General features: G+C 66.3%; 18 protein-coding genes and 1 tRNA gene. 9 read left to right on the forward strand and 10 right to left on the reverse strand.

The annotated features are described in order from the left end of the window. Positions 1 to 15: 15 nt before the first annotated feature. Together AC1REK_RS24750 and AC1REK_RS24755 are read left to right on the forward strand one after the other, a co-directional pair. The gene (locus tag AC1REK_RS24750; protein WP_492269566.1) at positions 16 to 2,235 is read left to right on the forward strand and encodes a glycoside hydrolase; all 2,220 of its coding nucleotides are present in this window, start codon (positions 16 to 18) and stop codon (positions 2,233 to 2,235) included. A gap of 95 nt (positions 2,236 to 2,330) precedes the next feature. Then, positions 2,331 to 3,002 carry a helix-turn-helix domain-containing protein gene (locus tag AC1REK_RS24755; RefSeq protein WP_492269565.1) on the forward strand — a complete coding sequence of 224 codons (672 nt, stop codon included), beginning with the start codon at positions 2,331 to 2,333 and terminating at the stop codon, positions 3,000 to 3,002. Between the two features lie 42 nt (positions 3,003 to 3,044). On the opposite strand, the gene AC1REK_RS24760 is transcribed toward AC1REK_RS24755, so the two are convergent. From AC1REK_RS24760 to AC1REK_RS24785, 6 genes are all read right to left on the reverse strand, one after another. Next, positions 3,045 to 4,547, reverse strand: a complete 1,503-nt coding sequence (locus AC1REK_RS24760) for an aldehyde dehydrogenase (RefSeq protein ID WP_492269564.1) — start codon at positions 4,545 to 4,547, stop codon at positions 3,045 to 3,047. Between the two features lie 77 nt (positions 4,548 to 4,624). Continuing rightward, positions 4,625 to 5,830: an ABC transporter substrate-binding protein gene (locus AC1REK_RS24765; RefSeq protein ID WP_492269563.1), complete on the reverse strand. Its 1,206-nt coding sequence runs from the start codon at positions 5,828 to 5,830 to the stop codon at positions 4,625 to 4,627. Between the two features lie 211 nt (positions 5,831 to 6,041). Next, positions 6,042 to 7,061, reverse strand: coding sequence for a D-cysteine desulfhydrase family protein (locus AC1REK_RS24770; RefSeq protein ID WP_492269562.1), 1,020 nt, complete (start codon positions 7,059 to 7,061; stop codon positions 6,042 to 6,044). Positions 7,062 to 7,528: 467 nt separating this feature from the next. Next, entirely contained in the window at positions 7,529 to 8,308 is a 780-nt protein-coding gene (gene hpaH, locus AC1REK_RS24775; protein ID WP_492269825.1) for a 2-oxo-hept-4-ene-1,7-dioate hydratase, read from the reverse strand. 115 nt (positions 8,309 to 8,423) lie between these two features. After that, positions 8,424 to 8,948 carry a GlcG/HbpS family heme-binding protein gene (locus AC1REK_RS24780; RefSeq protein ID WP_492269561.1) on the reverse strand — a complete coding sequence of 175 codons (525 nt, stop codon included), beginning with the start codon at positions 8,946 to 8,948 and terminating at the stop codon, positions 8,424 to 8,426. Between the two features lie 16 nt (positions 8,949 to 8,964). Next, positions 8,965 to 9,903 (reverse strand): Bug family tripartite tricarboxylate transporter substrate binding protein, encoded by a 939-nt coding sequence (locus tag AC1REK_RS24785; RefSeq protein WP_492269560.1) that lies wholly within the window; start codon positions 9,901 to 9,903, stop codon positions 8,965 to 8,967. Positions 9,904 to 10,231: 328 nt separating this feature from the next. Here AC1REK_RS24785 and AC1REK_RS24790 point away from each other — a divergent pair, with 328 nt between their 5' ends. Continuing rightward, positions 10,232 to 11,158 carry a LysR family transcriptional regulator gene (locus AC1REK_RS24790; protein ID WP_492269559.1) on the forward strand — a complete coding sequence of 309 codons (927 nt, stop codon included), beginning with the start codon at positions 10,232 to 10,234 and terminating at the stop codon, positions 11,156 to 11,158. Between the two features lie 209 nt (positions 11,159 to 11,367). Here the strand turns inward: AC1REK_RS24790 and AC1REK_RS24795 are convergent, their stop codons facing one another. Genes AC1REK_RS24795 through AC1REK_RS24805 form a run of 3 tightly spaced genes read right to left on the reverse strand, consistent with a single transcriptional unit; the run spans position 11,368 to position 14,204 of the window. After that, the gene (locus tag AC1REK_RS24795; protein ID WP_492269558.1) at positions 11,368 to 12,177 is read right to left on the reverse strand and encodes an enoyl-CoA hydratase; all 810 of its coding nucleotides are present in this window, start codon (positions 12,175 to 12,177) and stop codon (positions 11,368 to 11,370) included. A 14-nt stretch (positions 12,178 to 12,191) separates the two neighbouring features. Beyond that, positions 12,192 to 12,977, reverse strand: coding sequence for an enoyl-CoA hydratase (locus AC1REK_RS24800; RefSeq protein ID WP_492269557.1), 786 nt, complete (start codon positions 12,975 to 12,977; stop codon positions 12,192 to 12,194). A 30-nt stretch (positions 12,978 to 13,007) separates the two neighbouring features. After that, on the reverse strand, positions 13,008 to 14,204 hold the full coding sequence (locus AC1REK_RS24805) for a CaiB/BaiF CoA transferase family protein (protein ID WP_492269556.1): 1,197 nt from the start codon (positions 14,202 to 14,204) through the stop codon (positions 13,008 to 13,010). A gap of 98 nt (positions 14,205 to 14,302) precedes the next feature. Between AC1REK_RS24805 and AC1REK_RS24810 the strand changes: the two genes are divergently transcribed. The 6 genes from AC1REK_RS24810 to AC1REK_RS24835 all read left to right on the forward strand — a co-directional run bounded on the left by AC1REK_RS24810 (position 14,303) and on the right by AC1REK_RS24835 (position 18,822). After that, positions 14,303 to 14,995, forward strand: coding sequence for an FCD domain-containing protein (locus AC1REK_RS24810; RefSeq protein ID WP_492269555.1), 693 nt, complete (start codon positions 14,303 to 14,305; stop codon positions 14,993 to 14,995). Positions 14,996 to 15,052: 57 nt separating this feature from the next. Then, positions 15,053 to 16,021: a Bug family tripartite tricarboxylate transporter substrate binding protein gene (locus AC1REK_RS24815; protein ID WP_492269554.1), complete on the forward strand. Its 969-nt coding sequence runs from the start codon at positions 15,053 to 15,055 to the stop codon at positions 16,019 to 16,021. Between the two features lie 29 nt (positions 16,022 to 16,050). Continuing rightward, positions 16,051 to 16,572 carry a tripartite tricarboxylate transporter TctB family protein gene (locus tag AC1REK_RS24820; protein ID WP_492273827.1) on the forward strand — a complete coding sequence of 174 codons (522 nt, stop codon included), beginning with the start codon at positions 16,051 to 16,053 and terminating at the stop codon, positions 16,570 to 16,572. Between the two features lie 55 nt (positions 16,573 to 16,627). Continuing rightward, positions 16,628 to 18,133, forward strand: a complete 1,506-nt coding sequence (locus AC1REK_RS24825) for a tripartite tricarboxylate transporter permease (RefSeq protein WP_492269552.1) — start codon at positions 16,628 to 16,630, stop codon at positions 18,131 to 18,133. A gap of 317 nt (positions 18,134 to 18,450) precedes the next feature. Next, a tRNA-Arg gene (locus AC1REK_RS24830) sits at positions 18,451 to 18,527 on the forward strand. A gap of 70 nt (positions 18,528 to 18,597) precedes the next feature. Further along, positions 18,598 to 18,822, forward strand: a complete 225-nt coding sequence (locus AC1REK_RS24835) for a hypothetical protein (protein WP_492269551.1) — start codon at positions 18,598 to 18,600, stop codon at positions 18,820 to 18,822. Positions 18,823 to 18,899: 77 nt separating this feature from the next. Here the strand turns inward: AC1REK_RS24835 and AC1REK_RS24840 are convergent, their stop codons facing one another. Continuing rightward, a complete protein-coding gene (locus tag AC1REK_RS24840; protein WP_492269550.1) occupies positions 18,900 to 21,035 on the reverse strand; it encodes an efflux RND transporter periplasmic adaptor subunit in 2,136 nt (711 codons plus the stop codon). Between the last annotated feature and the right edge of the window lies 1 nt (position 21,036).

Below are 21,036 nucleotides of genomic sequence, written 5' to 3' on the forward strand. Positions count from 1 at the left end.
GGAGAGCGGGCGCGCATGAAGAGACTGCTTTCCGCCGCGGTCGCGGCGCTGGCGCCGGCGACGCTGATGCTCGCGCCCCCTTCCGCGCGGGCCGCCGAGACATGGCTGCCGGTGCGGGAGGTGTCGCTCGCGATCGGCGCCGGCAGCCCGCTCGACTTCTCGCGGATGCTCCCTAACCGCCCGATCGGCGGCAAAGCGGGCAGTGGAGACGGCGCGAGCCAAAGGGTGATCGCGCGCCAGGATGGCCGCCTCGCCTTTGCCGACAGCCCCGGCGAACCGGCGCGCCTGTTCTGCGCCTCCCTCGCATGGAGCCCGGCTTCGGGCGGCTTTCCGGATCGCGCCGGGGCCGACCGCTACGCCCGCCAGCTCGCGCTCCACGGCTACAATATCGCGCGGCTGACCTTCCTCGACGCTTCGCTGATGATCGGCCGCGCCCGGGATTTCGATTTCGACCCGGAGACGCTCGACCGAATCCACTACCTGCTCGCCGCGCTGAAGCGGAACGGCATCTACTGGATGATCGACGGCATGACCTCGTGGCACGGCGCCTATGGCGGCCGCGACGAGCGCTGGGACCCAAGCGGCAATCTCAAGCTCGCGCTGCATCTCGACGAGGCCGCCTTCGCGCACTGGAAGCAGATCACCGAGAAGATCCTCACCCGCGTCAATCCCTATACCGGCATCGCGCCGATCCATGACGAGGCGCTGGCGCTGGTGATCCTCGTCAACGAGAACAGCCTCGAATTCGAGAGCGTCGTCCACGACCGGCCGGGCAAGGCGCCCTATGACGCGATGTTCGCGCCCCCGTTCAACGCATGGCTGGCGCGGCGCTACCCGTCGAGCCAGGCGCTCGCCAAGGCCTGGGGCAGGCTCGGCTGGGGCGAGAAGCTGGAGAACGGCACGATCCGGCTTCCGACCGACCGCTATGTCCCCAGCCCTCGCCTGCGCGACCTGCAGGCCTTCTTCACCGAAGTCGAGACCGCCTCGGCAGCGAAGATGAGCGAGGCGCTGCGCGGCTTCGGCTACAAGGGGCTGATCAGCACCTACAACAACTGGCCGACGGTACAGGCCGCGCTCAGCCGGCGCGGGCTCGATGTCGTGACGATGAACACCTATCACGACTGGGCCAGCGGCTATGCCCCCGGCAGCAAGCTCCTCCAGCAAAGCTCCCTCGGCGACGCCGCAAACTCGATGCGCATGGCCGCTGCGGCGCGCTGGCTCGGCAAGCCCTTCGTCATCAGCGAATACGACCACCTGTTCTGGAACCGCTACCGCTACGAAGGCGGGCTGGTGTTCCCCGCCTATGCCGCGTTGCAGGGTTGGGACGCGCTTTGCCGGCATGCCCATGGCCCGATCGCCCTCTCCTATGGCGAGCCCTACCCGCACAAGCGCGCCATGCTGCCCTATGCGATAGCGCTCGATCCGGTGGCGCGGGCCGGCGAGACGCTCACGGCACTGCTGTACAGGCGCGGCGATGTCTCGACTTCGCGCCTCACCATCCCCTTCGCCGTTCGCGGCGAGGCCGATCTCGGCCCGAACATGCAGGCCCGCGAGCCCGAGCAGCTGACGGAGCTCGCCTTGGTCGGCCGGATCGGGCTGCAGGTGGCCGACCGCATCGGCGACCAGATCGCGGTCACGCAGCCGCGCGATGCCAACCGGCCCGAAGCAATCGTCGAGAAGCTGAGAGCAAGCAGGATGCTCCCGGCAGAGAACGAGACGAAGCTGGCGGCCGGCCTCTTCCAGAGCGACACCGGCGAGATCCTGCTGAACCGCCGCGACCGACAGTTGCGCCTGACGACGCCGGCGAGCGAGGCGGTCGCCTTCGCCGCGGCGAGCCTGCCGGCCAGCCTCAAGACGCTCAGCGTCGACAGCGCGCAGGGCGATGGACTGATCGCGATCTCCTCGCTCGACAAGCCGGCCTCCCTAGCAAAGGGCAGCCGTTTCCTGCTGATCTTCGCGACCGATGCCCGCAATACCGGGATGATCTTCCGGGACCGGGAGGAGAAGGTAATCGAGGATTTCGGCAGGCTGCCGGTCCTGATCCGCAAGGGGCATGTCGATATCAGGCTCGCCCGGACCGCCCGGCAATGGCAGCTTTCGCCCATCGGCCTCGACGGCAGCGTGAAGCCATCGGCGGTCAGCGGCACCGGTCCCGTCGCCTTCCGGCTCAGCAACGACCTGCCGAGCGGGCCGACCACCTATTTCCTGCTCGAGCTCAAGGAGAGCGGCTCCTGACGGCGGGCCGACGAGCGGATGAACGTTTATCGCCGGTGCGGCGCATGCGATAAGCGGGCTGACACCGACGAGAGAACCGGCGACGAGAATGAGCGATGCGGCTGAACAGGCCTGAGCCCCACAGGCTCGACCGACCTGGCCCGACCTCCGAGAGGGCGTCCAATCCGCCGGCCGGAGCCCGGCCCGGAGATGGCGAGCGCGCCGATCATGAACCAGGCCTCGAGCTCGGCTCCCGCGTGAGGCGGCTGCGCAAGGCGGCGGCGCTGACGCTGGACGGCCTCGCCGAACGGTCCGGAGTCAGCCGGGCGATGCTGTCCAAGGTCGAGCGCGGTGAGAAGAACCCGACGCTCGCCATTGTCACCCGGATCGCGCGCGGCCTCGGCACTTCGCTCTCCGGGCTGATGGGCGCAGAAAGCGATGCCGCCCCCGTTTCGGTCAGGCGCGCCGATCAGCGCCTGAGCTTCCGCGACGCGGAGACCGGCTTCGAGCGGCATGTGCTTTCCCCGGCCCATCCCGAAAGCGGGGTCGAGCTCTTGCTCCACGTGATCCCGCCGGGCATGTCCTCGGGGTGGCTGCCGACCTATGAGGGCAGCGTCGAGAAGCACCTGATCATCCAGGAGGGCGAGCTCTCTGTGGAGATCGGCGAGACGATCCACCGGCTCGCCGCCGGCGACAGCTTCTATTTCCAGATCCGCGAGCCCTATCGCTTCGTCAACGAGACAAACGAACGCTGCAGCTATTACTGCGTGATCGTGCGCCGTCCCTGAGCAGCCTCCAACTCCGTCCCGAACAGGCGGGAAGCGCTGCGGCTATTGCAGTGTGAACGGGTTTGAGATCGCAGGCTTCGCGTTGATGAAGACGCTCTTCGGCTCGAGATATTCCATGATCGCGGCCTGCCCGTTCTCGCGCCCGATCCCGGATTCCTTGAAGCCCCCGAACGGCGCGAGATAACTGACGACGCGATAGGCGTTGACCCAGACCGTGCCCGCCTTGAGTTTCTTCGGCAGGGTCATGGCGCGGCCGAGATCCGTGGTCCAGACGCCGGCTGCGAGCCCAAAGGGCGTGTCGTTGGCGAGGGCGATCGCCTCCTCCTCCGTCTCGAAGCTGAGGACGCTGAGCAGCGGCCCGAACACCTCTTCGCGGGCGATGCGCATCGTGTTGGTGACGCCGGCGAAGATGGTCGGCTCGACGAACCAGCCCTGCGTGCAGCCAGGCCGCGTGCTGCGCTCTCCGCCGAGGACGCAGCGCGCGCCGTCGCGGCGCGCGATCTCGATATAGTCGAGCACCTTGGCGAGCTGCTGCTCGGTCGCGACCGGGCCGATATCGGTTTCGGGGTCGTTGGGATCGCCGAGGCGCGCCTGGCGCATCCTTTCAACCAGCCTGTCCAGGAAGCGATCATGGATCGAGGCCTGCAGGAGGAGCCGCGAGCCAGCCATGCAGGTCTGGCCGCCGGCAGCGAAGATGCCGGAGATCACGCCCTTCACCGCCGCGTCGATATCGGCGTCGGCGAAGACGATATTGGGCGATTTGCCGCCGAGCTCGAGCGAGACCCGCTTGAACTGGCGCGCGGCGGCCTCGTAGACCCGGCGGCCGCCAGCATTGCCCCCGGTGAAGGCGATACGCGCCACCAGCGGATGCTCGACCAGCGGCTCGCCGGCCTCCTGCCCCAGGCCCGTGACGACGTTCACGACCCCGGGCGGGAAGCCGGCTTGCGCAAACAGCTTCGCCAGCTCCAGCATCGAGACCGAGGCGAATTCAGAGGGCTTGACCACGACGGTATTGCCGGCCGCCAGCGCCGGAGCGAGCTTCCAGACCGTGAGCAGCAGCGGCGAATTCCAGGGCGTGATCGCGCCGACGACACCAAGCGGCTCATAGGCGACGTAGTGGAACATGTTGGCCTTGTCGATCGGCGTGACATGGCCCTCGATCTTGTCGGCGAGCCCGCCATAATACTGGAACCAGCGCGGCAGATATTTCATCTGGCCGAGCATCTCGACGCGGAGCTTGCCATTGTCGCAAACCTCGAGATCGGCGAGGCGCTCGGCATTGGCGGCGATCAGATCGGCGAGGCGGAACATCAGCACGCCGCGATCGCTGACGCTGATGCGCGACCAGGGTCCGGTGGTGAAGGCTTCATGCGCAGCCCTGACGGCGAGGTCGACATCGGCGGCTGTCGCGCGCGGGATCAGGGCCCAGGGCTTGCCGGTATAGGGGTTCTTGGTCTCCAGCCAGCCGCCTTCGACGGCCTCATGATCCTTGCCGTCGATATGCATGGGAAAGCGCGGGAGCGCCGGCGCGGTCGTGCTGGTCATCGTGCTGGCTGTCCATCTGGTCGCGAGGCCGGCAGGCCCCGGAACGCCGGCAAACACCGGCACCGGGGGAGCGGGGATCAGGGCTTGTGGAGATGCTGGCAGCCGCTCTGCTCGGCCGGGGTGAACAGGCCCTCGCTCGGCAGAGTCGCCAGCACCTTGTAGAGATCGGCCGGGCTCTTCGATTCCGCCGGGGATTTCACCTCGAACAGATGCATGTCCATGACGACGCGGCCATTGTCCTGGATGCGCGCCTTCTGGATCATGTCGCCGGTGATCGGAAGCTCGCGCATCTTCCTGGCGATGCCCTTGGCATCGTCACTGCCGAGCGCCTTGACCGCCTTGAGGTAGTGCGTCGTCGCGATATAGGCGAGCGCATGGCCCATGGTCGGAACCTTGTTGTCGAAGCGCGCCATGTAGCGCTTGGCCCAGGCGCGGGTCGCCTCGTTGATGTCCCAGTAGAACGGGGCCGAGAGCTTGAGCCCCTGCGCCGCCGGCAGCCCGAGCGCGACGACATTGTTCTCGTAGACCAGCATCGTCGCGGGCTTCGCCTTGACGCCGAATTCGCGCATCTGCTTCAGCGAGTTCACGAGATCGGGACCGGCGTTGGCGAGACCGATGACGTTCGCGCCCGAGGACTGGGCGGTCAGCAGCGGCGATGACAGATCGGCCGTCCCTAGCGGGTGGCGGGCCTCGCCCACCACCTGGCCGCCAGCGGCCTTCACCGCCTTGCCGGCATCGGCTGCGAGGCTGTGGCCGAAGACATAGTCAGCAGTGAGGAAGAACCATTTGTTGCCGCCCTCATCGACGACGCCCTTGGCGACCGCATTGGCGAGCTCCGCCGTCGAAGGAGCCCATTGCGTGCCGTAGGGCGAACACTGGTTGCCGGTGAAGTTCGGGGCATAGCCACCGCTGACCAGCGTTGTGATCTCCCGCTCGCGCGCCACCGCCTGCACGGCGAGGCCCACCGAGCTCGAGCCGCCGGGCAGGATGACGCTGACGCCGCGTTCGTCGATGAACTGACGTGCCTGCGCCGAGCCGATATCGGGCTTGCTCTGATGGTCGGCGACCACGACCTCGATCGGCCGGCCCAGTACCGAACCACCGAAATCCTCCACGGCCATGCGGACCGACAGCGCGGTGCCGGGACCGCCATTGTCCGAGAACGTGCCGGACATGTCGTCGATGACGCCGATGCGGAACGGCTTGTCATTGGCGCTCGCCGGCAAGGTGCAGGCGATCATCGCCGCAGCCAGAAGCGAAGATCGCAGCGCAGGCATGGTCATGGTGAAGTCCTCCCCTGGACCGTTTCGGTCGCCGATCGGCCGGCCTTTTGGCCGTAGCCTTGGCTTCCAGCCCGCGCGGGCGGGCCAGAAGCAGGGGAATGCTAGCACTCGATCGCAGAAATTCTACTATAGAAGAAAAATATGGCGGCCATAGCGGTTCAGGGCCCCTGCCGCGCGACGGCAACTTGCCCGTGGCCCGACGCGGCGGACACTATCCCTCGAACACCTCCGGATAGGCGAACAGGCCGGGAGCGCCGCCCGTGTGCCAGAAGACCACGGTCTCGGTGGGAGGGATGGCACCACTCCTGACGAGCGCGAGCAGGCCGGCCATCGCCTTTCCCGTATAGACGGGGTCGAGCAAAATCCCTTCGGTGCGGGCGACCAGCTCTACGGCCTCGACCATGGCGGCGGTCGGCTGACCATAGCCCGGTCCGATCTGGGTATCGTCGACCTCCAGCCCGGCCACCGCCCCCCTCTGGCGGCCTTCGAGGGCGAATATCTCCTGGACCAGCCCGGAGACGATGGCCCGCGCCTCCCCGGCGGCGCGCGAGACGCTGACACCGTGCACACGGCAGGACAGTCCGGCATCCTCGACGCCGGCGAGGATGCCGGCATGGGTGCCGCCGCTCCCGGTCGGCACGACGATATGGTCTAGGGAACAGCCCTTCTCGCGGGCCTGCGCCGCAAGCTCCAGAAGCGCCTCGCGATAGGCGAGGCTGCCGAGCGCGTTCGAGCCTCCGACCGGGATGAGGTAGGGCTTCCGCCCCTGCGCGGCCAATTCCGCCATCGTCTCCGCTGCAATCGCCGTGCTGTCCGCGCCCGCGGCGAGGAAACGGATCTGCGCGCCGAAGATCCGGTCGAGCAGCTGGTTCCCGTTCGTCCGGTAGGTTTCGCCGCGGTTGGCCACCGAGTCGGTCAGCAAGAGGACACAGCCGAGACCGTGCCGTGCCGCGGCCGCCGCCGTCTGACGGGCATGGTTCGACTGCAGCGCGCCGATGGTCACCAGGACATCGGCGCCCTGCTGCAGAGCTTCGGCGACGAGGAATTCCAGCTTGCGGGCCTTGTTGCCGCCGCCGGCGAAACCCGTGCAATCGTCGCGCTTCATCCAGATCGCGGGGGCGGGACCATGCCGCCCGAGTTCTTGTGACAGGCGTGCGCACTTCTCGAACGGCGTCGGCAGCGTTGCGAGCTCGATCCTCGTCCGTCCGGACGGCATTGCGGGCTTGGTCATTCCAGCTGGTCCTCGCAGAAACCCGGCGCCCCCCGCGCCTTTCCCGCAGCATATTGGCCGTGACGGAAAAGGCAGCAGCAATCCTGCATCCCTGCCGAGCGTCCAGGGACTGGGACAGCTCGCTCCCGTTTGCGGGCTCACGAAAGGCGGATGAAGGAGCCTGCGGCGAGCATCGCGTCGCACCGCCGCCGACCCGACGCTGACGCGCTGGCTCGGGAGGAGAAATGGCGAAACCGGAAATCCCGCATTGCCGAAGCAACTGGGATCAGCCGTGCTTCACGGTTGATCCCGCAGCTCAGTTGGAGGAGCAGTGCCCTCCGGGGCAGGGATTCGGCACCAGTCACAGCCCGATCCGGCCACCGCCTCGGCGGCATAGCTGCCCGGCAGGCTGAACCAGTGTCCGATCTGCAAGGGGCCTCTGAGCAAAGCGCGCTTGAAGCGATTTTCTGGCAGCTTCACCGCACCCGTCAGATGAAGGAGACGCCGATGGCGCCGAGCGGGCCGTAATCGGCATGGATGACATCGCCTTTCCTGATGTCGACCGGACGCGTGAACGACCCTCCGAGCACGATCTGGCCCTTCTTCAGCCCAGCGCCGACCGCGTGCAGCTTGTTGACCAGCCAGGCAATGCCTGCAGCCGGATGTCCCATGATCGCGGCAGAGACGCCGGATTCTTCGATAATGCCGTTCTGCGAAAGGGTCGCCCCGATCCAGCGGACATCGACATCGAACGGACGGATGGTGCGGCCGCCGAGGACGATCGCCCCGAAGGCGGCATTGTCGGCGATGGTGTCGACGATCGCGCGCGGAACCTCAGTTCGATAGTCGATGATCTCCAGCGCCGGCACGACGAACTCGGTCGCGCGCATGACGTCGTGGACACGGCAGCCGGGACCGGCGAGATCCTCTCCCATGATGAAGGCGAGCTCGACCTCGAGCCTGGGCTTGATGAAGGTCTCGGCCTTGATCTGTGCGCCGTCATTGTAGAGCGCATCGTCGAGGATGCGGCCGTAGTCCGGCTCCGAGATCTTCGAGGCCATCTGCATGGCACGGGAGGTCAGGCCGATCTTGTGGCCGACCACCCGAGCGCCGTTGGCGATCCGCGCTCCGGCCCAGAGATCCTGGACGCGATAGGCGTCAGCGAGCTCCATCCCCGGAAACGTCTTTGAAAGCTGGATGCAGGGTACCCGCTCCCGCTCGGCCTTGAGAATGGCCTCGGCCGCTTTCCTGTGATCGTCTTCACTCAGCACGACAGGTCGTCCCCGTTCGAAATGCGTCGCTCGGCGCGCGGCGCGCGGCGCCGCGCCAGCCATGGCCGCGATAAAGGGCTCGGGCAGGCCATGCCGCCCGCCCGAAGCATGCTCATTCGATCCGGCCGCCGAGGCCGATCTTGGCGTAGATCTCGTTGATGTGCTGCTTCACGCTGTCGGGCGTGGTGTCGCTTTCAGACTGATGCGCCCAACCCACTTTCGCTCGGGCATGGCGGCCGATCTCTTCGTCCTGATCGCCGGTCGCGCCGCTGATCCCGTAAGCACCGACCATTTCGGAGCCCTTGAAGACCGGCGCGCAGCCACCTGAGGCCACAATCTGGCCGTTGGTGAAGATCGCTGCATTGACCAGCATCTGCGGATTGCGCTCCTTGAACCATTGCTGGATCACTTGGCCGTCAGGAAAGCGCGGGCTCATCGAGCGGAAGGCGGCGGCCGTGAAGGCCTTGGCGCGCGCGATATCCGGCGTGATGAAGCCGGCATCGTCCATCCGCTCGAGCGCGATCAGATGCCCCTCCGGCCCGACGATCGCGACCGAGATCGGCACGCCCATCTCGGTCGCTTTTTCGGAGACCGCCTGAATGAACTCACGACATTCCGTCACATGCAGCTTTGGCATCTTGGAGTTCCCTGGATCACTGAGCGGTGATGCCGGCAGCCCGGATCACCTCTGCCCATTTGTCGGTTTCGCTTCGGATGTATTTCGCGAAGGCATCCGGGCCGTAGCGCAGGATCTCGATGCCCTGCGTCTGGAGTTGCTTGCTCACCTCGGCCTGATCGAGCACCGCATCGGTCGCGCTGCGCAGCTTCTCGACGACATCCGGCGGCGTGCCGACGGGCACCAGGAAGCCAAACCAGACCGAACTCTCGAAATCCTGGAAGCCGAGTTCCTGGATCGTCGGCAGATCGGGCGTGAGTTCGCCGCGCTTCGCGCCGGTTGTAGCAAGCCCCTTGAGAGCACCGCTGCGGATGTGCGGCAACACCGAGGAAGCAGGCGAGAACATCAGCTGGACCTGCCCGCCGAGCAGGTCGGTCACCGCGGTGGCGCTGCCGCGATAGGGGACATGCACCAACTTGATGCCCGCCTTGGTCGCGAAGAGCTCTCCGGACAGATGCGGGGAGGTGCCGTGCCCCGAGGAGGCGAAGGTCAGGCCTTCGGGCTTCGCCTTGGCAGCGGCGACCAACTCGGCGACCGAGGACACACCGAGCGAGGGGTGCACCACCAGCACGTTGGGAACCGTTCCGATCATCGAGACCGCGGCGAAATCCTTGCCGAGATCCGGCGCCGTCGAATTCGGGAATGCCGCATTGATCGTGTTGGCGACGGTGCCGACGAAGATCGTGTAGCCGTCGGGCGTCGAGGTGCCGACCGCCTTGGCAGCGATGTTGCTGGAAGCGCCCGGGCGGTTCTCGGTGATGACCGGTTGGCCGAGCCGCTTCGAAATCGCCTCCGCGACGACCCGCGTCGCGACATCGGTCGCCGTTCCCGGAGGAAACCCGACCACGATCTTGATCAACCTGCTGGGATAGTCCTGTGCGGAGACCGCGAACGGCGTGATCGCGGTTGCCGCCAACAGAATTCCAGCCAGGCACTGTCGCCGATCCATGGTGTCTCTCCCGTCGCTTGCCATTTTTTTCTTCCCTTAGCAGCGCCGGGATTTATGAATCCAACGAGTAATTTGTATCGACTAACAAGGTATTTTTATAAGTGCCGAAGTGCTGCATGTCCGTCCGCGAGAGGATCTCGAGATCGCTGGCGCATGGCGCGCCAAAGCCGCGCCATGCTGTCATGCGCGGAGAAGCTGTGATCGCAGCCACGGGTACCGGAGACGACGGCGGACGATCGCAATGCGGAGGCCGGGCGGGGCCGGCCCGGCAGGTGTCGGCGAAGGCGACTGAACGATGAACGTTACCATTCGCCAGCTGCGCGCTTTCGTCCTCGTCGTCGAGCTGAAGAGCTTTACCAAGGCAAGCGAACGCCTGCGCCTGACGCAATCGGCCCTGAGCCTGCTGATCCGTCAGCTCGAGGATAATCTGCAGGTTCAGCTCGTTGAACGGTCGACGCGCCGGGTGGAGCCAACGGCGATCGGGCTCGAGCTGCTGCGAAGCGCCGAACGCCTGCTCGAAGATTTCGACTCCACCGTCTCCAACGTCGCTGAATTGGGCGCGAAGCAGCGAGGCAGAATCGTCATCGCTGCGCCCTACATCCTTGCCACGACCTTCCTCGTCGACGTCATCGCCGAGTTCAAGCAACGCTACCCGACGATCACGGTGCAACTGAGGGACTCGCTGCCCGAGGAGGTCCTGGCACAGGTGCGTAGCGGCAGCGCTGATCTTGCTGTCGGGAGCTTTCGCGATACGGAGCCCGAGTTGCAGTGGACGCCGCTGTTCCAGGAGCCGCTGGTCGCAGTCTATCCCAGCGGGCATGCGATCGCAGAACGCGAGACGATTTCCTGGGGCGATCTCGGCAGCCTGCCGGTGATCGTGCTGAACCACCGCAGCATCTTCCGACACCTCGCCGAAGAGGGATTCTCCAGGGCCGGTGTCGCGCTCAAGCCGGCTTATGAAGTGGCCTATGCAGGGACCGCGTTGGCGATGGTCAGGGCAGGCCTGGGCATCGCAGTTCTTCCCCAATGCGTCGCCACACTGACGGAGACGGCGGTCAGTCTCAAGCGGATCGCGAATCCGGAGATCCTGCGCTCTGTGTCGATCATCACGAGGGCCGGTCGCTCGCTCTCGCCCGCGGCGAGCGCCTTCGTCGAGATCCTGAGTCAATCCTCGAACGATCTCGTCGATCGCAGCGAGCATCGAACTCGATCGCTGACGTGACGGCGACGGATTCGCCAATGCCTTGAGAAACGAGGCCGTCCCCAGTTCGACAGAGCATTGTCGACCGAAGCCGGGAATCGCCGGCCAAAGATGCGGATGCGCCGACTAATGTCCCTGCTTTCGTCAGCCGTCACCCCCAACGGACATGGCGTGGAAACTCCATGTCTGCCTCGCACACAAACGAGGCCGCTCCAACGGCCTGGGGCGCGCTAAGGCTGCAATCCAGAAAACAGCGGCGCGCGCTTTTCAAGGAACGCATTCATCCCTTCCTTGAAGTCGTCGCTCAGGTAGCACATCAGGATCAGGCGATCGCCCTCGTCGCGCGGGATCGCGGGCCTGAGACGGCGCAGGGCCTGCTTCGTCGCCTGCAGCGTCAGCGGCGCATGCCCGGCGACGAGGCGCGCCAGTTCCTGCGCGCGCGGCATGAGGTCGGCAGGCTCCGCCACCACTTCGCTCACGAGTCCGATCGCGAGCGCCTCCTTGGCCTCGAACAGGCGCGCCGTGAAGATCAGTTCCTTCAGCCGCGCGGTTCCGAGCAGTTCGGCGAAGCGAGCGTAGTTGGACATCGACAGGCAGTTGCCGAGTGTGCGCGCAATCGGGAAACCGAATTTGGAGTTGCTCGCCGCGATGCGCAGATCGCAGCAGCCAGCAATCGCCGCTCCGCCACCCGTGCAGGCACCAGCGATCGCCGCGATCGTCGGCGCGCGGCAGGTCTCCAGCGCACCGAGCACGCGGTCGATGCGCGCCTCGTATCCCAGCGCGTCTTCCGGGGTGCTGAATGCGCGGAACTGCGCGATGTCGGTGCCCGCGGCGAAGGCCCGCCCTCCCGCGCCAGTGAGGATCATCGCCCGGATCGAGCTGTCGGCATTCACCGTCTCGCAAATCTCGACGAGCCGCTCGTACATCTCGAAGGTGAAGGCGTTGCGTGCCTCGGGGCGATTGAAGGTGACCGTCGCGATGCCGTCCGCGACGTCGTAGAGGATCGTCGGCTGGGCTTCGGTCTGGGCGCTGTCGGACATCGGCGTTCCCCGTCTCAGCGGCCTCTGAAGTTCGGCTTGCGCTTCTCGGCGAAGGCGCGTCGGCCTTCGGCATAGTCCTCGCTGTCGAAGCAGGCCTTCACCAGTCTGTCGCAGAAGGCGAGATCGCGGTCCGCCTCGTCCTTCAAGGCCTCGTTCACAATCTGCTTGATCGCCGTCACCGTCAGCGGCGCATTGCCGGCGATGGTGCGGGCATAGTCGGTGACGTAAGTCTCGAGCTCGGCCTGCGGGACGATGCGGTTGGCGAGCCCCATGGTCCGCGCTTCCTCGGCATCGAACTGGCGGGCCGTGAAGAAGATCTCCTTGGCGAAAGAGGGGTGCACCACCTCCAGCAACCGCCGGATACGGGCATAGCCGTAGCCGAGGCCGAGCTTGGCGGCGGGAATGGCGAATTTCGCCGTCTCGCTGCAAAGGCGCAGGTCGCAGCAGACGGCGAGGTTCGCCCCACCGCCGATGCAATAGCCCTGGATCATCGCGATGGTCGGCTTCTCGATGGCCCGCAGCGCGCTGTAGGTGCCCTCGGTCGCCTCCTCATAGCGCTTCACCGCCGCCTCCTGCGCGCGCTCGTCGTCGAACTTCGAAATGTCTGCGCCGGAGACGAAGGATTTCTCGCCTGCGCCGCGCACCACCACGACGCGGACCTCCGGATCGGCACGGAAATCGGCGATGATCCTGATCGCGGCCTCCCACATCTCCAGCGAGACGGCGTTGTGGCGCTCGGGATTGTTGAAGATCAGCCAGCCGATACCATTGGCCTTGCGGGCGATCATCTTGTCGGTCATTGGGAAAAATCCTGACTGCGGTCGCTTCGGTTAGATCGTGCCATTGGCGTGGAAGGCGGCGATGTCGGCGGGCGAAAAGCCGATCTCACGCAGGATCTCGTCGGACTGCTCGCCCTGTTCCGGTGGCGGCACCCGGATGGAGCTCGGCGTGTCGCTGAGCTGGACCGGCTGGCCGACGAGCGTGATCTCGCGGGCGAGCGCCGGCGAATGGATGCTCTGCGCAATGCCCAGATGCTGGACCTGCGGGTCTGCGAAGACCTCGTCGATGCTGTTGATCGAGCCGCAGGGCACGCCGAACTCGCTGAAACGCGCGATCCAGTAGCTGCAATTCTGCGTCGTGAGGATCGCGTTGATCTCCTGCCCCAGCGCGTCGCGGTTGCGGGAGCGCAGCGCCGCAGTGGCATAGTCCGGATGCGTGATCAGGTCGGCGCGATCGACCGAGCGGCAGAAGCGCTCCCAGATCGCCTGCCCGGTTGCGGCGATGTTGATATGGCCGTCGGCGGTCTGGAAAACGCCGGTGGGGATGCTGGTCGGGTGATTGTTGCCGGCCTGTTTGGGGACTTCGCCATCCATCAGCCAGCGCGCCGCCTGGAAATCGAGCATCGCGATCTGGGCCTGGAGCAATGAGGTCTGGACCCATTGGCCCTTGCCGGTTTCCTCGCGCGCCAGCAGCGCCACCATGATGCCGAGCGAGCAGTAGAGTCCGGCCGTCAGGTCAGCGATCGGAATACCGACGCGTACCGGCCCCTGCCCGGGCAGGCCGGTGATCGACATCAGCCCGCCAAGGCCCTGCGCGATCTGGTCGAAGCCCGGCCGCGTCGCATAGGGCCCGTCCTGCCCGAAGCCCGAGATGCTGGCATAGACGAGGCGCGGGTTGAGCGCGGCCAACTGCTCATAGGCGATGCCGAGCCGGTGCTTCACGTCGGGGCGATAGTTCTCGACGATCACGTCGGCCTTTTCGACGAGCCTGCGCAGGATCGCCTTGCCCTCCTCCGATTTGAGATTGAGCGTCAGGCTGCGCTTGTTGCGATGCAGGTTCTGGAAATCGGGACCGTGGCGCGGGCCGCCCGGCCCCTCGCCCGGCTCCAGCTCCGGCGGCGTCTCGATCTTGATGACGTTCGCCCCCCAATCGGCGAGCTGGCGGACGGCGGTCGGCCCGGACCTGACGCGAGTGAGATCGAGCACAGTGAAGCGGGACAGGGCTAGCGAGGCGGGTTTGAAAGGCATGGCCTTCTCCTTCCAAGCAGCCTGTCGATCAAAATGCAGACTGTCAACAATGTGCGTAAACTGTTGACACTTGTATTTTGTATGTCAAGGATCAGGCCATGAACGACGTCATGTCAGCCATCGCCCAGCGCCGAACGCAGACCCTGACCGATATCGTCCAGGGCGAGATCGAACGCATGATCCTGGCCGGCGAGCTTGCGGCCGGCGAGCGCATCAACGAGCAGGCATTGGCCGTCCGCCTCGGCGTCAGCCGCGGGCCGATCCGCGAGGCGACACGCGGCCTGGTCCGCTCGGGGTTGCTCAACTCGGTCGTCAATCTCGGCGTGTTCGTGCGCCAGATTACGGACGAAGAGGCCAACGAGATCTACGATCTGCGCGCCGTCGTCTTCGGTTTCGTCTGCCAGAGATTGGCAGAGCTGATCACGCCGGATCAGCTCGCGGCACTGTCGGGGCTGGTCGCGCAGATGGACGACGCCATCGAGCGCGACGACGGGGCGAATTACTATCGCCTCAACCTCGAATTTCACGATGTGATCCTGGACTTCGCCGCCCATGGCCGCGCCAGGCAGACCTATGAAGCGCTGATCAAGGAGACCCATCTCCTGCGCCAGAGCGCGCTCAGCACGGCCCCGCGCATGCGCGAATCCAATGCCGAGCACAGGGCGATCGTCGAGGCCATGGCCGTCGGCGACGCTGACCGTGCCCGCCGGCTTGCCGAAGCTCACGCCCATGGCGGCAAGCGCCGCTGGCTGCTCGCGCGGCAGGAAGCGGAGGAACGCAAAGAAGCCTGAACAGGGGACGGGAACGAGCCCGAATGGGCCGGCCCAGCAACGGAGGAGGAAACGACTATGCCAGCACATCAGAAGACGTGCCTTGCGCTGGGCTTCGGCCTCGCTGTCCTGGTCGCGGGAGCAGCACGGGCCCAGGAAGCGTTTCCGTCCAAGCCGATCGAGGTCGTCACCCATGCGGGCGTCGGCGGCGGCACGGACATCACCGCCCGCATGATGATGGTTCAGGCGCCCGCGGCATTGAAGACCGAGCTCGTGGTCGCCAACAAGACCGGCGGCAGCGGCTCGGCCTCGCTCGGATATGCCGCCTCCCGTGCCAAGGACGGCCACACCATCATGCTGATCACGCAGACCCATCTGCTGACCTTGTTGCAAGGCAAGGGCGCTGGAGTGAAGGTCGGCGATCTCGTCGGCATCGCTCGCGCCACCGAGGACCCGCAAGTTCTGATGGTCGGGGCCAACAGCCCCTACAAGACGGCGCAGGATTTCATCGCGGCGGCCAAGGCCAAGTCGCTGAAATTCGGCACCACGCAGATCGGCAGCGTCGATCACATCGCCGTCGTCGGCTTCGCCGAGAAGGCCGGCCTGATGAAGCCGATCGCCGTGCCGTTCCGCGGCGGTGGCGACATCGTCGTCAACCTGGTTGGCGGCAATCTCGATGGTGCGCTGCTGAACTATGCCGAGGCTGAATCGCAGATCAAGGCGAATGAGGTCCGGGCGCTGATCGTCTTCGCCAAGAACAAAATGTCCTCGCTGCCGCAGACCCCGACAGCCGCCGAGATCGGCTTCCCGGCAGTCTATTCGACGACGCGCGGCTTCGCGGTCCTGAAGGGCACGCCCGAAGACCGGATCAAGGTGCTGGAAGAGGGCCTGATCAAATCGATGCAGAGCAAGATCTACCAGGATTATCTGAAGAGCTCCGGACAGTCCGAGGGCAGCGTCGTCGGCCGCGCCGAATGGCAGGCGGAGATCGACGAGTTCCTGAGAACCGGAGACGCAGCGCTGGTCTCGCTCGGTATCAAGCAGTGATGCCCCCGAAGCTTCCGTCGCCAGCGACCATGCTGGCGACGTCGGCGGCGGAGGGCGGCGCCGAACCAGCCGCCGCGACCGGGCCGACACCCCGCCATATCCACCCGGATGTCGCGACCGCGCTCGTCAGCATTGCACTATGCCTCGGTATCTGGGGCCTGACGCTGGGCTTCGACGATGTGCCGGCAGCGATATCCACGGGTATGAGCCCGGCGACGTTTCCGCGGCTCGTGCTCGGCGTCATCATCGTGCTGGCGTGCTGGCTCGCTCTGACCGCCAGCAACCGATGCCAGCCGGAGATCGAGGCGGTGCACCCGATGGTCTACGCCACGGCGGCTGCGATCGGCGGCGTGATGGCGGCCATGGCCGTGTTCGGAATCCACGGTGCCGTGGTCGCATCCGTCATCGGTATCGGGCGTCTCTGGGGCGAGCGGCGGATGCTGCTTCTGGCGACGATCGCCGCCGGCATGTCGCTCTCCCTCCATTTCGCCTTCGTGCGCGGCTTTGGCATCGGGCTGCCCCGCGGACTTCTCCAGACCTGGCTGAGCTGAGCAGCGCGTCCGTCGCGTCTGCCGGAGCGTTGCGCAAAACCGCTACGAGGATCAGATGGACGCTTTTCTTGCCGGCATGGCGATCCTCGCCGACCCCTACATGGTCGGCATCATCCTGGCGGGAACGGTGCTCGGCGTCATCGTCGGCGCACTGCCCGGCCTCAGCGGCAGCACGACGGCGGCACTTCTGCTGCCGATCACCATCACGATGACTCCGGTTGCCGGCATCGCCTTCCTCGGCGCCATCTATTGCGCGGCCAATTTTGGCGGCTCGATCACCGCCATCCTGATCAACACGCCCGGCGATCCGTCCGCCTCGGCGACGGCCTATGACGGCTATCCGATGGCGCGGCGCGGCGAGGCCGGGCGCGCCCTCGGCATGTCGACGATCGCAAGCGCGATCGGCGGTATCTTCAGCGTCTTCGTGCTGATCGTCGCAGCCCCGTTGCTGGCGAAGGCGGCTTACAACTTCGGTCCGCCCGAGTATTTCGCGCTCGCAATCTTCGGCCTGTCGATGCTGGCCGCCGTCGGCAGCTCGACGGGAATCAAGAACCTGATGGTCGGAGCCTTCGGCGTGCTGCTGGCGACGATCGGGCTGGACCTGATGACCGGCGTCGACCGCTTCACCTTCGGCGTGCCGGAACTGAGCGAGGGTCTCGGGCTGGTGCCGGTGCTCACCGGCCTGTTCGCGATCAGCGAATTGCTGGTGCAGGCCGGCCGGCTGCAGATCATTCCCGAGCGGCTCGGCCTCAAGGCCATGAAGCTGCCGACGATGGCCGACTATCGCAAATGCGCCAAGGCGATCGGCCTGTCGAGCGTGCTGGGCACCTTCATCGGCATCCTGCCGGCGCTGGGAGCGACCACTGCTGCCCTGATCTCCTATAACGAGACCAGGCGCTGGTCGAAATACAAGGACGAGTTCGGCAAGGGCTCGATCGAGGGCATCGCCGGCCCCGAGGCCGCCAACAACGCCGCGGTCGGCGGCAGCATGGTGCCCACACTGGCGCTCGGCATACCGGGCAGCGCGACCACGGCGATCATCCTCGCCGGCCTGATCGTTCAGGGCGTCAGGCCGGGCCCGCATCTGTTCAACGAGCAGCCCACTTTGCTCTACGCCGTCTTCGCCTCGATGCTGGCCTCGAACCTGATCTATGTCGTCCTCGGCCTGTTCGCCGCCAAGCTCTTCGCACGGATCACGCTGATTCCCGATGCGATCCTGTGGCCCGGCGTGCTGGTCTTCGCGATCGTCGGCGCCTACGGCCCCAACCAGTCGCTGGTCGATGTCTGGGTGATGCTCGGCTTCGGCGTGATCGGCTATGTGATGCGCCGCTATGGTTTCTCACCTGCGCCGCTCGTGATGGGCTTGGTGCTCGGCACGATGGTCGAGGAGACGCTGAAGCAGTCCTTGCTGATCTTCGACCACAACTGGCTGCTGTTCTTTAGCCGCCCGATCGTGGTCGCCCTGTTCGTGGTGACGGCGTTGAGCGTATGCGCGCCCTGGCTGGCGCGGGCAATCCGAGGCGCGACGAAATCGGCGCGTCTGCGTGCCGCCGCGAAGTGACCGCGTAACGGCTGGCGCCAACCCAGGCCCGGCGGTCGATCAGCCGGCGCAGGGTCCGTACTGAGCCGCCGGCTTCCCGCGGACGAAGTTTGCAAGCCTCGTCACCGCGGACGCGTCTATCGCAATGCGGATCACGATGAAGGCGATCCCCGCGTATCGATCCGTTCGACGATCCACCGCTCGCCGATGAGCAGCCACGATCACGCCACGCCCGACACGATTCGAACGTGTGACCTTTGCCGTGCCCGGGCTGAGCTCAATCGCAAAATCCCGCATTGCCGAAGCGGCGGCAATCAGCTATCCAGCCTTCACGGTTAGCGCCCGTAGCTCAGCTGGATAGAGCGTTGCCCTCCGAAGGCAAAGGTCACACGTTCGAATCGTGTCGGGCGCGCCATTACTTGGCTCCTTTTGAGGGCGCCGTTTACAGCCCGTTTGCAGGGCCGCTTACAATCCCAAATTTGCACTTGGTTCTGGGCTCGGCGCTTGGCGTGGGGGTCGATGACGTTGTCGATCTTGGCCTGCCCGGTGCCTGCGAGGCCGCGCCGCTCGGCCTGCCGGCGATCGATCATCGCGCCTTGTCCGTGGCGCACTCGATCGGGGCCATGTTCTCGGCATCGCTTGCTCCAGCCATCGCCAGTTCTACGCATCAAGACGTGCGCCGTTGCGGCTGCGGCGGCTCCGATCTTTGAGCCGAGCGCCTCAGGCGCTTGCCACAAGCGGACGCCAGCCCTCGTCATCATGCCAGATCCTGGAGCTATCCAGCGAGCTAGCCGAGCGCCCCTTCCCGGTAGAAGATCCTCAAAGCGAAATTGACGATCAGCCTGTAGAGGCGAACCGGCTTCGCCTCGACGACCGCGGTTCCGACGATGGTGCGGCGCACTTGCGGATGGGCCAGGGCCTCGATCGCGACGCGATAGACCGGGACTTCCGGAACCGCCTGCCGGTTCTCATCCTGGCGCACGGCGATATGGCCGCCGTGCAGCGACGCCAGCTCGCGATCCGGCAGCGCACGCACCGCCGTCTCGTCGACCGCCGCGACGCGGATACCGATGCCGACCTGAGACAGGTCCGCCGGGATGAAAGTGCCTCCGGCTCCGGGCGCCAGCCGGCCGAGATCGGCCTCCTCGACATAGGCGTCGATCCTGACGGCGGTGCGGTCGACGAGATAGGCCACGGCCTCGCCGGCCTTGAACCACTCCCCGTCCCCGAGCGGCTCGGCGAGCTCGGCGACGACGCCGGCAAAGGGGGCCCGGACCACAAGGCGTTCGCTTTCCTGCTCGAGGGCTGCGACCTCCGAGCGTGCGGCTGCGAGCCTTTCCGCCAGAACCGAGGCTCGCGCCGGATCGCCTGCTCCGGTCGCCACGGCCTGGATCTGGGCGGCCAGGCTCGCGACGTTCCGTCCGGCCTGAGCGAGCTTGAAGGCGAGGTCCGGCGACTCGAAGCTGACGATCGCCTGCCCCGCCGCAACGCTGTCGCCGACGCCAGCGTGAACAGCCTTCACCTGCGCGGCGACCGGAAGATAGAGCTGGGTGCGCTCCCGCGCCGCCATGATGGCCGGCAGATGCAGCGAGGTTCGCCACGGCACGAAAAGGCCGGCGAGCAGGACCGCCAGCAGCGCGAGGCTCGTCAGGCTGCGCCGGTTGAAGCCGGTCGTCCGCAGCCGCCGTCCCCATTCCGCCAATTCGCGCATGACCGGCCGCAGGATGAAGAACCAGATCTCGATGGCGAACAGCGCCAGGCCGAGAGCCTTGAAGAACATGTGGTAGACGAGCAGCGCGATCCCGAGGAACAGGAAGAAGCGATAGATCCAGGTCGCGACCGCCCAGGAGATCAGGAAGAGCCGTGTGCGCTCCGGCCAGTGTTCGGGCGGCTCCTCGTCGAAGGCGAACAGCAGCCGCCGGATGCGATGCCGCGTCAGGGCGAAGGCACGCTCCTGCAGATTGGGGATCTCGACGATGTCGGAGAGCAGATAATAGCCGTCGAAGCGCATGAAGGGCGAGGCGTTGACCAGCACGGTCAGGATCCAGGTCGAGGTCGCCCACAGATAGACCGCGCTGCGCAGCACGCCGTCAGGCAGGAAATTCCACAGCAGCAGCGCGTAGAGCGCGAGGTAGAGCTCGGCCGCGATGCCGGCGCCGCCGATGGCGAGCCGATGCCGGCGCTCGCGCAGGCGCCAGGCGGCGCTGGTGTCGGTGTAGAGCACCGGCGCCATGACGAGGAAGGCGACGCCCATCGTCGGGATGCGGCAGCCATAGCGGGCCGCGGTCAGCCCGTGCCCGATTTCGTGCAGCGCCTTGGCGGCAAACAGGGCCAGCGCGGCCACCACCATGCCTTCCAGCGAGAAGAACCATGGCAGCGCGGAGACAAAGCTGTCCCATTGCCGCGTGACCAGGAAAAGGCCGGTCAGCCCCACGAGCAGGCTCACGAAGAAGAAGGCCCGGCCATAGACCCAGGGTACGGCCGCCAGCAGCGCCTTTAGCATCGGCTCCGGCCGCAGCAGCGGCACCCGTACGAAGAGATAGCTGTGCAGGAGCCAGCTCAGCCAGTCCTTCCGGCCGGCAAGCCGGCGCGCGACGAGCCGGCCCGTATCGTCCGGGGTGGATCGGCGCAGAAGCTCGGCCTGGTCGAGGAAGGACGAGACCCTCTCGACATCCTCCGGCTCGATCGTCAGGGCGGTATCGGCATTGACGCTGCGCACGATCTCCTGCGGGCGGCGCAGGCGCCAGCGGCAAAGGATCTCGAACTCGACCCAGCTGATCCTGAAGAAGCGGTTGCGCGCCGGGTCGCACAACGTCCAGCTCGGCGCCCCGCCGCGCAGAGAAGGGCCGGGCTCGAGCATGATCTCGTCGCGCAGCGGCGGCAGCGGCGCGTCCGCGGACAGGGCTCCGGCGGCGGTCGCCATG

The sequence above is a fragment of the Allobosea sp. GW823-FHT02B03 genome (genome assembly GCF_058797755.1).

Coding starts and splice junctions, on each gene's coding strand:
- AC1REK_RS24770 (WP_492269562.1), bottom strand. CDS start 7,061: ATGACCAAGCCCGCAATGCCGTCCGGACGGACGAGGATCGAGCTCGCA.
- AC1REK_RS24825 (WP_492269552.1), top strand. CDS start 16,628: ATGGACGCTTTTCTTGCCGGCATGGCGATCCTCGCCGACCCCTACATG.
- AC1REK_RS24750 (WP_492269566.1), top strand. CDS start 16: ATGAAGAGACTGCTTTCCGCCGCGGTCGCGGCGCTGGCGCCGGCGACG.
- AC1REK_RS24810 (WP_492269555.1), top strand. CDS start 14,303: ATGAACGACGTCATGTCAGCCATCGCCCAGCGCCGAACGCAGACCCTG.
- AC1REK_RS24820 (WP_492273827.1), top strand. CDS start 16,051: ATGCTGGCGACGTCGGCGGCGGAGGGCGGCGCCGAACCAGCCGCCGCG.
- AC1REK_RS24815 (WP_492269554.1), top strand. CDS start 15,053: ATGCCAGCACATCAGAAGACGTGCCTTGCGCTGGGCTTCGGCCTCGCT.
- AC1REK_RS24800 (WP_492269557.1), bottom strand. CDS start 12,977: ATGACCGACAAGATGATCGCCCGCAAGGCCAATGGTATCGGCTGGCTG.
- AC1REK_RS24795 (WP_492269558.1), bottom strand. CDS start 12,177: ATGTCCGACAGCGCCCAGACCGAAGCCCAGCCGACGATCCTCTACGAC.
- AC1REK_RS24790 (WP_492269559.1), top strand. CDS start 10,232: ATGAACGTTACCATTCGCCAGCTGCGCGCTTTCGTCCTCGTCGTCGAG.
- AC1REK_RS24755 (WP_492269565.1), top strand. CDS start 2,331: ATGCGGCTGAACAGGCCTGAGCCCCACAGGCTCGACCGACCTGGCCCG.
- AC1REK_RS24765 (WP_492269563.1), bottom strand. CDS start 5,830: ATGACCATGCCTGCGCTGCGATCTTCGCTTCTGGCTGCGGCGATGATC.
- AC1REK_RS24780 (WP_492269561.1), bottom strand. CDS start 8,948: ATGCCAAAGCTGCATGTGACGGAATGTCGTGAGTTCATTCAGGCGGTC.
- AC1REK_RS24840 (WP_492269550.1), bottom strand. CDS start 21,035: ATGGCGACCGCCGCCGGAGCCCTGTCCGCGGACGCGCCGCTGCCGCCG.
- AC1REK_RS24760 (WP_492269564.1), bottom strand. CDS start 4,547: ATGACCAGCACGACCGCGCCGGCGCTCCCGCGCTTTCCCATGCATATC.
- AC1REK_RS24805 (WP_492269556.1), bottom strand. CDS start 14,204: ATGCCTTTCAAACCCGCCTCGCTAGCCCTGTCCCGCTTCACTGTGCTC.